8 protein-coding genes are annotated in these 15,002 nt (G+C 57.6%); 2 read left to right on the top strand and 6 right to left on the bottom strand.

Annotation, left to right across the window (positions count from 1 at the left end):
• Positions 1 to 5: 5 nt before the first annotated feature.
• The gene (gene pbpC / locus VF639_RS22580; RefSeq protein WP_331148218.1) at positions 6 to 2,405 is read right to left on the bottom strand and encodes a penicillin-binding protein 1C; all 2,400 of its coding nucleotides are present in this window, start codon (positions 2,403 to 2,405) and stop codon (positions 6 to 8) included.
• A 613-nt stretch (positions 2,406 to 3,018) separates the two neighbouring features.
• Here pbpC and VF639_RS22575 point away from each other — a divergent pair.
• A complete protein-coding gene (locus VF639_RS22575) occupies positions 3,019 to 5,766 on the top strand; it encodes a S8/S53 family peptidase (protein WP_331148217.1) in 2,748 nt (915 codons plus the stop codon).
• A 333-nt stretch (positions 5,767 to 6,099) separates the two neighbouring features.
• Here the strand turns inward: VF639_RS22575 and VF639_RS22570 are convergent, their stop codons facing one another.
• The 3 genes from VF639_RS22570 to VF639_RS22560 all read right to left on the bottom strand — a co-directional run bounded on the left by VF639_RS22570 (position 6,100) and on the right by VF639_RS22560 (position 13,299).
• The gene (locus tag VF639_RS22570) at positions 6,100 to 6,492 is read right to left on the bottom strand and encodes a SpoIIAA family protein (RefSeq protein ID WP_331148216.1); all 393 of its coding nucleotides are present in this window, start codon (positions 6,490 to 6,492) and stop codon (positions 6,100 to 6,102) included.
• Positions 6,493 to 6,730: 238 nt separating this feature from the next.
• Positions 6,731 to 7,417, bottom strand: coding sequence for a protease inhibitor I42 family protein (locus VF639_RS22565; RefSeq protein WP_331148215.1), 687 nt, complete (start codon positions 7,415 to 7,417; stop codon positions 6,731 to 6,733).
• Between the two features lie 326 nt (positions 7,418 to 7,743).
• The gene (locus tag VF639_RS22560; protein WP_331148214.1) at positions 7,744 to 13,299 is read right to left on the bottom strand and encodes an alpha-2-macroglobulin family protein; all 5,556 of its coding nucleotides are present in this window, start codon (positions 13,297 to 13,299) and stop codon (positions 7,744 to 7,746) included.
• Between the two features lie 97 nt (positions 13,300 to 13,396).
• On the opposite strand from VF639_RS22560, the gene VF639_RS22555 reads away from it, so the two are divergent.
• A complete protein-coding gene (locus VF639_RS22555) occupies positions 13,397 to 13,903 on the top strand; it encodes a hypothetical protein (RefSeq protein ID WP_331148213.1) in 507 nt (168 codons plus the stop codon).
• A 9-nt stretch (positions 13,904 to 13,912) separates the two neighbouring features.
• Here VF639_RS22555 and VF639_RS22550 read toward each other — a convergent pair whose 3' ends face one another.
• Together VF639_RS22550 and VF639_RS22545 are read right to left on the bottom strand one after the other, a co-directional pair.
• A complete protein-coding gene (locus VF639_RS22550) occupies positions 13,913 to 14,278 on the bottom strand; it encodes a Uma2 family endonuclease (RefSeq protein WP_331148212.1) in 366 nt (121 codons plus the stop codon).
• A 108-nt stretch (positions 14,279 to 14,386) separates the two neighbouring features.
• Positions 14,387 to 14,983 (bottom strand): Uma2 family endonuclease, encoded by a 597-nt coding sequence (locus VF639_RS22545; protein ID WP_331148211.1) that lies wholly within the window; start codon positions 14,981 to 14,983, stop codon positions 14,387 to 14,389.
• Positions 14,984 to 15,002 lie beyond the last annotated feature (19 nt).

Here is a 15,002-nt window from a genome sequence, read left to right as displayed (position 1 = left end):
GCGCATTACATTTCACTTACCGTTACCACTACATCAGTATTGCGACCGTGGTCGTCGGCGCAGGAGATTTTGAGAGGACCGGTCGGGGGCTTAAAGAAAACTCGCTCGGTGGCGGCAGCAGCCCGCAGAAACTTGTCGTTAACGTACCAGTACACCTGGCGCACCTCGTTGTCGGTGGTGCAGCTCAGCAGCAGCTGTTGCTGCTCGTGGCGGTTAAGCACGTATTCGGTGTTGGCGGCAGGAGAGGTGATAGTTGGGGCCAATTCGGTGCCGCCGCGCACTAGCTGGCAGGCGGGGTTGTGCGGGGGCAAGCGTTGGTAAGGAATGCCCTGCGCTTCTTTGTAAGCCGCCACTTCGGGCAGCAGATTGGGGTATAAAGCCCGCCGAAAACCCGACGCCGGTGCGCAGGCCCGGCAATACACAAAGCCACCATCGGCCGACAGCAGCACCTCGCGCTGATGCTGGCAGCGCCGCGCCTCCGATACGCCGGGCAGAAAGTAGTCGATTACCTGGTTGGGGCAGGTTTCATTCGGAACCAAGCCGGTTTCAACACATACCAGCCGGAAGTCCAGCGCGGCTGGCGGTACAAACCAGTCGTTGGGCGAGTTGTAAGCCAGATCGTTGAAGACATCGAATAGCAGGGGCGTAGCAACGTCGGCGCCCGTCAGGGAGGGGCTGCCGTGGCCGCTGAAGTTACCTGCCCACACGCCCACGGTATACTGTTTGTTGTAGCCGATGCTCCAAGCATCGCGGCGGCCGTAGCTGGTGCCGGTTTTCCAGGCAATTTTCGGCAGGCGCAAGCTACTGGCGGCCCCTAGTGGTAAATCGGGGCGCGTGAGCTGTGCCAAGATGTCGGTGGTGAGGAAGGCAGCAGCGGGGGAGACCAGCGGGACCCCACCCCCCGGCCCCACACCAGCTTGATGTGCTACTTTCTCCGGGGGCGGGGGAGAGTTCTTACGTGAATCATTCGACACCCTCTCTCCCGGAAGGGAGCGGACCGGGGAGTGGGGTGCTGTCAACTGTAACTTCGCATACCGGCCTTCGTTGGCTAGCGTCACATACAGGTTGGTTAACTCTTCCAAACTGGCGCCGCAACCGCCTAAGATGCTGCTCAGGCCGAGGTTTGCCTGGTTGCGCGTTACGCTTTGGAAGCCGGCTTGGCGGAGCTTGGCGGTGAAATTGGCCACGCCTAGCTCGTTGAGGACGCGCACGGCCGGGATATTGAGCGAGTACGCTAAAGCGCGTTCCAGCGTCACTTCGCCGTTGCAGTGCTTGTCGAAGTTCTCGGGGCGGTAGCCTTGGAAGTTGGTGGGCACGTCGGGCAGTACCAGCTTGGGCGTGACGAGGCCCCGGTCTATAGCTAAGGCGTAGAGAAACGGCTTGAGTGTGCTGCCCGGCGAGCGGACGGCCACTATACCATCGTTCTGGCCTTGGTTGCTGAAGTCCTGGAAGTCAGCGGAGCCCACGTAGGCTTCCACTTGACGAGTGTGGTTGTTGACGACCAGCACAGCTGCCTGCGTAATGCCTAGCTCATAGAGACGGCGCACGTAGTTGCGGGTAAGGTCTTCGGCCTTGCTTTGCTTGTTGCGGCTGAGGCTGCTGCGAATGATGGCCTGCCCCGGAAACTGCCGTACCAACCGGCGCGCCAAGTGTGGCGCCAGCGTGGGGGCGGCGTGACGATGCACGTCCAAGGGTTCGAGCAGGGCATCTTCCACGTCTTGCTTGGCAAACAGGCCCGCGGCCCCGAAACGGCGGAGCCAGCGGTTGCGCTCCTGCAGCACCGCGGCGTTGTTTTTACCGAGCACAAGCCCGCGTGGCCGGTTCGGAATGATGGCCAAGGTTACAGTTTGGGCTAGCGACAGGTAATCGGGGGGCTGCTGGAAGTAGAGTAGCGCCGCCGATTTCACGCCTTCTATGTTGCCGCCGTAGGGCACTAGGTTTAGGTAGAGCTGCAGGATTTCTGCCTTGCTATAATGTGCCTCTAGTTGCGTGGCGCGCAGCATTTCCAGCAGCTTATTGCCGAAGGTGCGCTCCTTGGGTTCCAGCAGCCGCGCCACCTGCATGCTGATGGTGCTGGCCCCGGTGGTGCGCCCCGTGCCGAACAGATTGCGCCCGGTGGCTTGCACCAGCGCCACCGGATTCACCCCAAAATGCCAGTAAAACCACCGGTCTTCTTTCTCGATGATGGTTTTGCGCAGCGCGGGCGTGATTTCGCGCAACTCGGTTTTCATGCGCCACTTCTGCGTGGGGTTGAGGTAGGCGTGCAACACTGTACCGTCGGCGGCCAGCACAATAGGCGAATATAGTGGGGCCCGCGGCAGCGGAAAGGCTAGGTCAAGCGCGAAAAGCACCAGCAGACTTGCCAGTACGCCTCCTAATAGCCGCAGTCCAGTCCGCCGATTCATAATCAAATATACCGGTGGCTCAACTCTGATTCGCTATGCCACTTACTGCCTGACCGAGTCAATCTAAAGCTCCTGTTCTTTTCTGCAAGTATGCAGGCAAGTCGAAGAATATGTAGGGCTAGCAACAGACTAGCGGCCTCGCGGCGACAGGTTGGTAGCCAAAGGCGGCACAACGATTCCAGCCACCTCCTGGCGACAAAACGCCCGGTTTTTTCTGCTGCCACGATGCAGTTTGATAGCATGGAAAAAGTCAGGTTGCCTTGACATTCCCCGTCGGCAAATTATTTGTCGTTGCCTGCCTTTTGTGCGGGGCTATTGAATTGCGAACAATACAATCGTAAAACACTAATTGCAATAAATGCGCCTGTCTGATAAAATAATTTTAATTTCTTTGCTGAAAATGCTCGTGATTTTTAATATTTCAGAGATTTTTTTAAAATTTATGGCAGGAGCTAAAACCGATTTTCAGGTCTTGCTCGTAAATATTTCGTGACTGGCAGAGCTGGAGCTCACTTACTGTTCTTGCTATAGCTCGCACTTTTTTTGGATGCTACTAGGAGTATCCAACTTCAACACTTCACCATCAACCAACTTCTTATTTCCAAACCACTACATGAAAGGCAAACTTTTCGCAACCCTCCTGCTGGTCGGCTTCAAGGCTAGCTTCTCCTTGGCACAGGCAACCGTTGATCCCGCCTTACGCGCTGCCTTACAAACCAATCCTACCGCCCAAGTAATTGTAACCTTCAAGGGTACAGGGGCCCCGCAGCTGACGCAGCTTAGCCTGCTGCAGCGCCTTGGTATCACAAAGGGTATCACCATGAAGGCCCTGCCGGTAGCGGGCATCGTGGCCACGACCGCGCAAGTGAATGCTCTGGCGCAAAACCCCGAGGTCCGCTCGCTCTACATCAACAAGCGCCTCGACTATTACAACTACGACGATACCAACCTGACGGGCGTAAAGCGCCTGCGCACCGACCAGCAGATCACTACCCGCAACGGCGGCCTGCCAGTTTCCGGCAAAGGGGTGGGCGTGCTCATCAACGACAGTGGTGTTGATGGTACCCATGACGACCTTAAGTTCGGGACGCATCTGGTGCAGAACACTTTGGGCTCTACCAACCTCAACTCGTTGAGTGCCATGCTGCCCGTCACCTACATTGAAGGAGTGCCGAATACCGACAATAACTCGGGCCACGGTACGCACTGCGCTGGCACAGTAGGCGGCACCGGCGCTAAGTCGGGCGGTAAGTACGAAGGCGTGGCGCCGGGTGCTTCGTTGCTCGGCTACGGCTCGGGGGCGGCGCTGCTGGTACTCGATGCCATCGGCGGCTTCGACTATGCCCTCACGCACCAGTTTCAATACAACATCCGCGTTATCAGCAACTCATTTGGCAGCAGCGGCGACTTCGACCCCAACGATCCGCTGAACGTGGCCACCAAGCGGTGCTACGACCGAGGCATGGTGGTAGTTTTTGCCGCGGGCAACGAAGGCCCTGGTGCTGACACCCACAACCCCTACGCCATTGCGCCCTGGACCATTTCGGTAGGTGCCGGCGACCGGAACGGCCTGCTGGCCGACTTCTCTTCCCGCGGTGTACGTGGCGAGCAGGGTACGTTCGTGGCCGATGGCGAAACCTGGACCTTCAAGAACGAGCCCGTAATTGTTGCGCCTGGCGTGGATGTAGTGTCTACCCGCGCCATTGGACCGGTATCGTCGTTGGGGGCACAGCAGGATGCTGAAGTTCTCTCGCCCGGCGAGGTTCCGTTTTACACCCACAGCAGCGGTACTTCTATGGCTACGCCGCACGTGGCGGGCATTGTAGCCCTGCTGCTGGAAGCCAAGCCGTCGTTGACGCCAGCGCAGGTGAAGGACCTTTTGATGAAAACGGCCACCAATATGCCTGGCCGCCAGTCGTGGGAAGTGGGTGCGGGCTACGTAAATGCTTACGCCGCCGTCGACCAGGCATTCCGCTCGTCGTTGTTCGGCTCGTCGGTGAATGCCGCCCGCGTGTTCAAAAGCAGCGTGAATGCTACTTCCAGCTCGACGCCGTTTACCATCAACTTCAACCCCGCCACCACGGCCACCAACCAGATTACGTTCCCGGTAGGTACCGGCGTGAACAGCATCGAAGTGAAGATTTCCTCGTTGGGTTTGCTAGGCCAGACTGGCAACCCTACTAACCTGATCATGTTCGACCCCAACGGCGTCGAGTACCGCTCGGGCATTCCGGTTACCTTCACTCTCTCCACTGACCGCAGCCTGGCCGTAGCGGCTCCCGCTCCCGGCACCTGGACCCTGAAAGTAGAAGGTTTGCAGGGGGTAGCGGCTCCCGAAACCATCAACGGCAACATTACGCAACTCACGCCAAGCGGTACCACCAACCTCAACGATATTGCTGGTCACCCCGCCGAAGCGGCTATCAAGCTGGCCGTTACTAACCGTCTCGTTGATGGCACAACCACCGGCTTCCAGCCCAACGCCCTCCTGACTCGCATTCAGCTGGCCGAATATCTGCTCATGGGCCAAGGCATCAAGCAATTCCTGCCGACCACCGGTGCCCGCTCTTTCTCGGACGTAAGCAGCGCTGCCGACATTCTGCTGACTGAGTCGGTAACGGCCCGCGGTGCCGCCCTGCGCGACCGGTTCAACCTGTACAACGGCGTAATGACGCCCGCCGGCACTGGCACTTTCGCGCCAAGCAGTACCGTGAGCCGCGCCTCACTAGCGTATTCACTGGTGCAGAGCCTAGGCTTCCAGCAGCAGGCGTTGGCTCGCAATGGTCAGCCTGTAACGGTAACAGCCAATGGCAGCAGCATTGCCATCGATGACGCCGCCAGCATTCCGGCCGGCTTGGAAGGCTACGTAAGTGTGGCACTGGAACTGAACCTGATCAACGCTTTCTACACTGTTACGCAAGGCCCGTACGACTTGCAGCCCACGGTGCACGCCACTTTTAAACCCGCACAGAGCGTAACCCGCGGCGAGTACGCAGTTATCGTGACCCGCACGTTTACACAGTACAACGCCCTCACGCAGCCTGCCGCCCGCTCCGGTGCTACCACTACCGCAGCCGCCGCTAGTCCCTCCGCAGCCGCCATGCTGACCAAAGAGGCCGTTGCGTATCCAAACCCCTTCACCGGCTCAACTACCATCAGCTACTACCTCACGCAGGATGGTCCGGTAAGCGTGGAAGTTTACAACACCATGGGCCGCAAGGTGCAGACTCTGGTGTCGGGAGCAGAAGCCGCTGGTATCCACCAAGTGAAGTTCGACGCTGGCAACCTGGCCCGCGGCACCTACCTCTACAAGGTGAAAACTGGCCAGGCCATTTCTACCAAGCGCTTGGTTGTTCAGTAAGCAACTACTTGAATTGACTACAAAAAAGGGTCTGCTCCACGGAGCAGACCCTTTTTTGTGTTTGAAAATTAGGGCTATAAGCTGTAGTGCAAAGCCTGAGCTTCGCGCTGGCTACATTCAAGAAACGCGCTACCAGTTTGTAATGCGGTGCCCTACCCCCTTTCCCAAACAGAAGAAGAACTAGCTTTAAAGCTAATCTTAGAATGTGTGGGGGTGATTTAGAAAAATTAAAAGCTAGTTCCCCCTCTCGACAGGAGAGGGGGTTAGGGGGTGAGGCTGCTCGCACAAACGATATTCATGCACGGTTACTACCTGCCACTAGAAAGCCTGCTTTTAGGCGACGGGAGAAGCAGCAACCTCAATTTCTTCGCTCAGTGCCCAATGGATAGCCTCTCGTTTCTGATCGAGTGGGAAATGCCGGACCTCTGCCGGGCTTACCAGGGTGGCCAAGGCAGCGGCGGCTTTCAGCAAGTTGCTGTCGTCGCTGGTGATGGCGATGCGGTTGAAGTTTCCCCAATGCTTGATGTCAAGCTTGATGTCTTCCCACAATGCGGTAGCCGTTATGTAGTTGAAGCTGCGCACATCAAGGAACATGTTGATTTTGCCCCAACGGTCAATCTTTTCTTCCAGCAACGGAATGATAGCATCATAATGCTCCTTGGTGAGGGCGCCCGATATGGTGAGGGCGAACAGGTTTTGCTCGGGGTAATTGGTGGTATCGAACATGGAGGCAAAAGGAAAGAAAAAGGCTTTTGTTGACTTTGCTACTCGAAGCAAGAGGCGGTTCGGCTGCTTGTTGGAAGCCTTTAAACTGCTTTTACAGTCGAGTTGATATACAACATGGCAAGTTGATTCTGTAAAAACTATGAATTCATGGTATTTATCCTCAATAACATAGTGACCAGCACTGCAACAACCTCCTTCATCACAAGGAAGAAGGCGTTTCAAGATACTTCGAGCGGCGTTATTTAGGCGGCTCCGGGACTTCCACCTGCACCTCGAAGTCCCGTTTAGGAGGAGCTTCGTTATTGATGGCATTACGATACAAAAATCGCAACGTTGTTTTGCCTGGTTTCAGGGCCTGAAACTGGAAGGCAACGTCTTCGGGGGTACCTGCTTTTGCTTTTTTAGGTTTCTTCCGTGGTTGTTCGACGGGCGGAGCTACAGCCTGCACAATGTCGTCGGACAGGGGCATCAACTCCCACTGGTACTGCGAACCTACCGTCGTATCGAGCTGGATAAGCAACTGGTCGCCTTGGTTTACTTTTACACTGCTGTGGTTGCCGTATTCGGTGATGTTCACATTTTTGGCCACACCCGGCTTGTCGATGGTGATGTAGGCGTGGAAATAGCCACCTAAGGTTGAGTAGCCGCTACCCGGTACCGCCGAAACCAAAGCTAAATCGATGCCACCAGTCCCCACGGCTTGAAAGTGAATTTCGAAAGTAGCCGGTGCGCCCGGCACACCGCTGCTCAGGCCCGGCAGGCTATTGGCAGTCGTCACGGTCAGCTGGCCCGGATAAGTCTGAGCCAGGCGCCAGCCAAAGCGGGGCGATACCGTAGGCAGCCGCACAATCAGCTGGTCGCCGACGTTGAGCTGAATCTGCTTGCCATTATCGTTGGCCGTGAGCGTAACGATGTCGGCATACACCGGAGAAGCCAGTAAGAAAGCCGTGCATAGCAGAAAAAAGACCTTTGTGAATCCTTTAAAAGAATGCAGTAAATGAGCTGAGGTGATTCGCAGCAGGTTCAACATGCTCACAGGTATTAGGTCCAACCAACAACAATACAGCCGGCCACTTACGAAGCGCCGGCTGCACTAGAACAGTACGAAAGTGTACGATTAAACAGTAAAAAGAGCTGTTGTTGAGCTTGTTGGAAGCACCCCGAGTATCTCACGGCATTGACCTCACCCCTAACTTTCCTCTCCCCAAGGCTTCGCGCACGAAGCGAACCGGGGGCTAGGGACGGCTCCCACTACCGCACCCGCACTACGCCGGCGCCGTTGTAGCTGTGGTACTCGGCGTTGTACATGGCGTCGGCACTCACCGGGCCGAGCTTGAACGTGCCTTTGCTGACGGCGCGGGCCAGGTAGTAGAACGACTTGGGTGTGGTATCCACGGTGGTGAAGAGATTGATTCGGTCGTCGCGGACGTCGAGGTAGTCGGGTTGGGCGGCGTTGGTGGCCCAAGCCAGGTCCCGGACGGCCCCGATGCGCGGATTCTCGATTTCCAGGCCGGCCGGCAATAGGTCGGTAATAGCCACATTCTTCACTTCCCCGGCACTTTGCGCGGATTGGATAGTGATGCGCACCACCACCAAATCGTTCTGCCTGAAAGACGTGGTGCCTACTGGCGTGCCAGTGCGGTCCAGGAACTGGCGGCGGACTTGCAGGTAGGCGTCCTCCTCGATAACCTGGCCGGTGGGGCTAATGCCTTCGGTTTCCCAGAAATAATAGAGGCTGCCGCGACCCTGGGTGCGCAGAGCCAGCTTGCGGTTGGCAACATTATTTACCGTAAGGTCTTTGCCCGTGAAGTTGCCCATGGCCTTGCCATCGGCCAGCACGCTGGCCGTGACGGTGCTGGCGGCGTTTTTGTTGGCCAGCTTGCCGAGGGCCAGCAGCGAGAAGGCGCGTTCCTGCGTGTTCAGCCAGCTAGCCGCTTTCACCTGGCGGCTAAGCTGCCGGGCCAGCACGTTTATCTGCGGGTTTGTGGGGTCGGCGGCTAGCAGGGCGTTGAGGACCAGCGCTTCGTCGCGGATAGGGGACGAGAACGAGCCGTCCAGCTCGCGGCCGGCCGTGGTTTGGGTACCGAACTTGGTAGGCAGGGCTTCGCGGTAGCTGCGTTGGTTGCCGCCCACGGCAAAGGCGCAGGCCAGCACCCAGCGCGAATCTTCGGCTAGCAGCTTGCGGTTGGCTTTGTAGTAATTGAGGGCCACTGGGTCGGGGCGGCCGGCGAGGGCTAGCACGTAGAGCGAGTACGGAATTTCCTTTTTCGCTAGTGTAAGCTGCTGAATCACGCCGCCGGTCTGGATGATGTTGTAGGTGTTGGTTTCGCGCTTTTTGGTGCGGGCTTGCAGGTAGCCGAGCACTCGGTCGAGCACGCTCTTGTTGACGGTGAAGCCGGCTTGCTGGGCTTCGAGCAGGAAATGCGCGGCGTAGGCAGTGGCCCACCAATTGTCGTAGTCGCCGCCGGGCCAGTAGCTGAGGCTACCGTTGTACATCTGCTGCGACTCCACCTTACGGATGGCTTCCTGCACGTGGTAGTTGGGGTTGAACAGCCCCGCCTTGCCGGGCTTGCCGGTTTTCTGGCCCAAAGACGCCGCCAAATCCCCATAATACAGCTGCGGGAAAGCGGCCGACACAGTTTGCTCCAGGCAGCCGTAGGGGTATTGCAACAAGTAGCGCAAATCCTTGGCAAACTCGGTCATCGGCGAGCGGCTCACCACCAGCTGGCTCCGCATCGACGACGGCAGGAAGTCACTCCTCAGGTTCAGCTGCTGCGTCGCGCCGCCTGCCACCACGCCCGCCCCCGTGCGCTTCTGAAGCGGCGAAGCAGGACGGATGGGTAGTTCGATGGTTTCGGTGAAGGTTTCTTTAGTATCAGTCAAATACACTTTGATTTTAACTGTTCCAACCCCAATGATAGGCAAAGCTTTAATGTGAAAAGTTTGCCGCGTTTCAGTGCCAGGCTTCAGTTGAACAACACTTCTTGCATCCCAACTTTCGCCAGAAACAGCACCAATGTTATCAACGACATGAATAGGCCATGTGACATGAAGTGGACTATAGACATACATGGAAACCGCCGCGTTAGAAATTGTCCGACTAGTAGTATTCGTAAGCGTAACCGGCACGTCTATTGTGTCGCCGGGGCTGAGGAAGCGGGGGAGGGCCGTTGAAATGACTACCGGGTCGGCGACGCGCATGGTTTGTTCAGCCGAGCCGAAAGCGTCGTTCTTGTAGGCCACGGCCATGATGCGCAGAGCCCCGCTGAACTGCGGCACGCGCAGCTTGTAGCGCACGAGGCCGCTGGCGTCGGCGGTGAGCACGCCGCTCCATTTGGCCACCAGCTGCACCCGGCGCGAGGGTACGGGCGTGGTGCGGCGCGAGAGGTCGGAGGCGTCGCCGCCGGAGGAACTGGTGCCGAGTTCGGGCAGCAGGAAGGGGTACACGTCGTAGGCACTCACTTCGAGGGCGCGCTTCTGGTAGAAATAGCCGTAGGGGTCGGGCGTGCGATAATCCTTCATTTGCAGGATGCCTTCATCCACCATAGCCAGCGTTACGTTGGCGTTGGGCGCAGTGCGTACTTCCACCGTCTGCCACACTTGCGAGCGGCTCAGCTCGGGCGCTTTAATGGCCACGGCCAGCTTGGTTTCCGGCTTTTCCACCACCAGCGGCACGAAGCCGCGGGCCACCGTCAGGGGCAGCCGGTTGTCGGTAATGGCGCGGATGGCAGTGGCCGTAACGTAGATGTTCGGCACGTGGCCGCCTTGAATCGGAATGCTGATTTGGGCTGACTTCTCGTCGGTGTTCACGTAGAAATGGTCGAGCACTCGGTCCCGCTCCACGGTCACGAGAATGCGGCCGGGGAAGGGCGTTTTCAGCAGCAGATTCGCGGTTTCGCCGGGCTGATATTTCTCTTTGTCGGCGGCAATGGTCACTTCGCCCTCGTTGTTCACCTCGAAGGCGTTGCTTTGCGTGTCGCCGTAGCCGTAGGCGTATACCTGCTGCGCCACGTAGGTATCGGCGCCGGGCCGCGAAACGCGCACCTCGTACTCGCCGGAGTAGCTGGCCGGGAAGCCCAAGTTGCCGGCGTTGCCTTCCTTGCCCACCGATACGCGCTGGTCCATCACGGTTTCCTCGCGCCGCTGCGAGTTGTACACATAGCGGCCGCCTTGGCGCTCAATCACCGTTTCCCACAGCATCCGCACCACCTGCACGCGGGCCTCGGCGCTGGTGGGTTGCCCGGCCGGCGTAAGTGCCACCAACTTAATCGGAATGACTTCGCGGGTTTCAAACATCTCGGGCAGCGTTTTCAGCCCGAACATCACGGCTTGTGTCTGCACCTCGAAGGTGGCGAGGCGGTTGACGGGCCGGCCGGTTTCGTCGAATACCGTGGTGAAGGCCGAGCCTTGCAGTGTGCCGAGGTCGGTATAGTTAGGTAGGTCGTAGGTGGCGATGCCGCGGCCGGCGGCATCGGTGGTGCCTTCGCGGGTGGTGTTCTCGAAGCGGCTCGCCAACGACGACGTGGCCGACTGGTTGCCGTAGCGCGTGCGGCGCTGCTGGCCGGTGCTCAAACTGAAGGTGTAGTCCTCGAATTTCTTGGGGTTGAAGGCCTTTTCACTGAGCGAGAAACTCACCTCGAACTTGCGGTCGGCGGCGGGCGGACCGAACAGGTTTTGGGCCATAATCTGCGTGGAAACCGTCTGGCCGGGCTTTACCACGGCGGGCGTGGCCTTCACCGTCACCTTCATGCGGTCCGGAATAAACTCTTCCACGCTCACCTGCCGCGAGGTCAGTAGCACGTCGTTGCCGGTCAGCACTTCCATGGTGTAGGTGCCGGTCATGATGCTTGGGGGTAGAATAAAGTCGGCCTCGAAGCTGCCGGCCGCGGTCAGTTCCTTGCGTAAGCTGGCGTATTCCTTGCCGGTGGGCAGCAGCAGCCGGATCTTGACGGGCAGCTTGGCCACCGGGTTTTTCCAGTCGTCGGTCCGGATGATGGTGTTGCTGCGGATGGTGTCGCCGGGGCGGTACAGGTCCCGGTCGCCGTAGAGGAAGGCCTGGTAGCGGGCGGCATTGGATAACAGTCCGCCCACCTCGAACCGCGACGTTTCCACGCCGCTGCGGCTTAAGTCCAGAAACGTGAAATCCGACTCGCGCTGCGCCACTAGCATACTGAGCTTGAAGCGCGAATTGGTGGTAGTCGTATCGAATTTGGCCACGCCTTCCCGGTTGGTGACGCTGGTGCTAATCACCTGGTTGTTGGAGCTCACAAAGCGCACCTCCACCCCGGAAAGCGGCTTGGCCGTGCGGATGGAGTTGGCAAATACCAGCGTGCTGCCGTTTTTGCCCTGCTTCACAATCATCCCAATATCCGACACCGATACCAGCTTGCTGACTTGCAGCCACTGCCGCTCGGTGTCCTGCACTTTCACCACATACAGGCCCTTTAGTCCGCCCGAAAACTCCAGGTCTTTTAGGTTCAGGTTCAGCAGCCGCAGCCCCTGCGCCCTGGGCAGCCCGGCCACGGTGTAAGTGCGCTCATTGAGGACGTTGCCGAGGTTTTCGACGTCGTAGTAGCGGTAGGAGCGGTCCACGTACTCGCCCTCTTCATTTTCGCTTTCCCCCTCACTTTCCCCGTCCTCATTGTATTCGGGGTAGCCGTACTGCTGCTCGCCGCGCAACAGTTGCTGAATGTTGTTGGCGTAGACTTTGGCAATGGTGACCTGCACCTTGTCCACCTCGTTGATGCGGACGCCGAGGTTGCGGGAGCCCAGCGCGTCGAGGTACATGGCCTTGTCCTGGCTAGCGAAGCTGATGGTAGGCTGCTCGGTCACGAAGCTTACCGTTTCGGTCACGCTGCTGGTCAGCTGCCCGCCTAGCGCGCCCCGTACACCTTGCACCAAGTTTATCTGATAGGTTTTGCCGGCCTCGAAACCACCTTTCAGCACGAAGCCGCTTTCCAGCTGCTCCACCGAATACGCCACCGCTGGTACCACCGTGAGGCCGTTTTGCAGGTCGGCTTCGTTCACGGGCTGGTTGGTGAGAATGGTCACGATGGGGTCGGCGTTTTGCAGACTACCCGTGATGGAGCGCACCTCCAGCTCCTGCTGGTCGGGCACGGCTACCTGGGTGGTATACTCGCTGGTGGAAGCCCGGTCGCTGCCCACGGCCCGCAAGCCCTGCGCTAGCGCCACCGTAAGCGGACTGCCGGGCCGCACGTCCTGCGTCAGGCCCACGCTCACTGTCTGGCCCGGCTCGGCGCTGCGTACCTCGAAAGCCACCGGCTGCCCGTCCTGCGTCACGCGCAGCAGCGGCTTCACGTCGGAGGGTCGCACGCTGTAGTTGAACGGCAGTTCCAAGCGCATTTCGGCGGTGCCCGCCGCCCGATTCGAGCGGCGCCAAAAGGCCTGCGGGGCATTCAGCGCCAGAAACGGCGTATGAAACTTGCGGCGGTTCTCGGGCAGCGCCAGCTTTTGCTTGCCGCTTGGCAAAGTAGCCGGTTGCAGCTCCGCCTCAAACGTAGTGCTCGGCCGAAACGGCGTGAGGGGCGAAAACACCAGTTCCCGGTCGGAAGTCCACTTGAACTTGCCGCGCATGGCCGGCTGGAATTTCACGTACTGCACCGTGTCCCACCGGTTCAACTGCGCCTGGTCCGCCACAGCCTCATCGAAGAGGAAAACCAGGTTCTGCTGCGGGTCAATTTCCTCACCGTCGGGGCTGACGGCTTGGTCGGTGCCCGGTTTCGAGCAGGCGCATAGCAATGCCAGCAGCACCAGCAGCGGCAGGCGAGAAAGGGTACGAAATAACATGGTAGGGAGGAGCTTGAAAGGTCTCCGGAAGGTATAGAAAAACCTCGGTTCTGCTATGTTCTGTATAGATTTGCTACATAATATTCACTGCTCTTCTATGATTCTGGCGCGTTACTATAAGGTTCTCTTTCTTGTGGGTATATCCCTTAATATTAGTTGCATCAAGTCTAAGAGCGAAGAAAAAAATGCTATACTAACAGGAAATGGAAAAGGAAAATATTGGGATATTATCGGTTCAAAGAATGGATTAGATAGATATAATCCGGCAATAAAGAAGTCATTTAGCTATAGAGATGCTGGAGCCGGTCTTCCTAAAGACTGTGACTTTTTTGGTAGGAACAATAAGTTGTTACACTATCATAATATAGATTCAATTAAAATAATTGATCCTCATGTATTTGCCGATGACGTATTTTACAATCCGGATGACTTCTTTATAGAAGAAGACAGTATTAAGATGTCTGGCTTTAAATACAAAATAATTCATTTGGATGAAGAATTGCTAGTTGTGAAACGAATGTACAAAGGCAAGTCAATTTTAATATTCTATGTACCAAGTAAGTGGCAAGGTAAAACAGAGTGCAAGACGTTAGACTGCAAATAGAAATATCCTCTAATACACCCCCTCAAATACCTCTGACCACTCAATACCAACCTCCGGCAATGTGTGGACCGGTATGGGGCCGGGCTCGTAGAACTCTCCTTGTAGCTGGTAGCGTTTTCCAACCAGCACGTACTTCACCACATTTTTCAGGCCGGGTGTTATTAGCCAGTATTCCTGCACCCCGCTTTCCTCATAGAGGTTGAATTTTGTGCGGATGGCGTGGTCCATTGTTTCGGGCGAAATAATTTCGATAATCCAGTCGGGCGCCTCAGTGCCGCCCCGTTCATCGAGCTTCCGGGCGTCGCGGAAGACGCTGATATCTGGTTGCACCACGTTTATAATTTGCGCGTCGTCGGTGCTAGCCGTGTGGGGCAAGCGTACATCACGGCGTAAGTGTACGTTTCAGTAAGGTCCAGCTGAGAAATAGCAGTGACGGGTGGCATAGTACGCAAACGTTGGTCGGTGAAATGTAGGCGCGAGGTCTTAAACTCCTTCAAACACCCGTTCCCACTGCAGCTGTAGCGCCGGCAGCGTGTGGGCCGGCAGCAAACCGGGCTCGAAATACGACCCGTGCGACTGGTAGCGGCCGTTTTCCAGCACGTACGTCGCCACGGTTTTCTCGCCCGGAAACACTATCCAGTACTCGGTTACGCCGCTTTCCTGGTATAGCTCGAACTTCTCGCGCGTATCGTAGGCGGCCGTGCGCGGCGAAATAATTTCAATAATCCAGTCGGGGGCGCCGAGGCAGCCGGCGTCGTCGAGCTTGGCGGGGTCGCATACCACGCAAATGTCGGGCTGCACCACGGTGGTCAGCTGCTCGTTGCCGTCGGGGCCGGTGGTGGCAAGGCGCACGTCGAAGGGGGCATGGTACACTTTACAAGGCTGAGCAAGCAGGTGCGCGTAAACAGACCCAAAAAAGTAGCCTGAAATTTCCTGGTGTACGCGGCGGGGCGCCGGACTCATGCGGCAGATTTTACCGCGCACAAGTTCTACGAACTCATTGAGCTGCCACGTCAAGTAGTCGGCGTACGTGTAAGTCTTGTTGAGGTCGAGTTGAGAAAGGCTGGTGATAGGTGCCATAGATTTCAGAAGCAGGGTG

The sequence above is a fragment of the Hymenobacter sp. genome (assembly GCF_036387835.1).
Classification (GTDB): domain Bacteria; phylum Bacteroidota; class Bacteroidia; order Cytophagales; family Hymenobacteraceae; genus Hymenobacter.
The sequence above is the reverse complement of the archived record's forward strand: the minus strand, read 5'-3'. Positions and strand labels throughout refer to the sequence as shown.

Excerpts from the sequence above, each read along its gene's own strand:
- pbpC (WP_331148218.1), bottom strand. The coding sequence starts at position 2,405 with ATGAATCGGCGGACTGGACTGCGGCTATTAGGAGGCGTACTGGCAAGT.
- VF639_RS22575 (WP_331148217.1), top strand. The coding sequence starts at position 3,019 with ATGAAAGGCAAACTTTTCGCAACCCTCCTGCTGGTCGGCTTCAAGGCT.
- VF639_RS22570 (WP_331148216.1), bottom strand. The coding sequence starts at position 6,492 with ATGTTCGATACCACCAATTACCCCGAGCAAAACCTGTTCGCCCTCACC.
- VF639_RS22560 (WP_331148214.1), bottom strand. The coding sequence starts at position 13,299 with ATGTTATTTCGTACCCTTTCTCGCCTGCCGCTGCTGGTGCTGCTGGCA.
- VF639_RS22555 (WP_331148213.1), top strand. The coding sequence starts at position 13,397 with ATGATTCTGGCGCGTTACTATAAGGTTCTCTTTCTTGTGGGTATATCC.
- VF639_RS22545 (WP_331148211.1), bottom strand. The coding sequence starts at position 14,983 with ATGGCACCTATCACCAGCCTTTCTCAACTCGACCTCAACAAGACTTAC.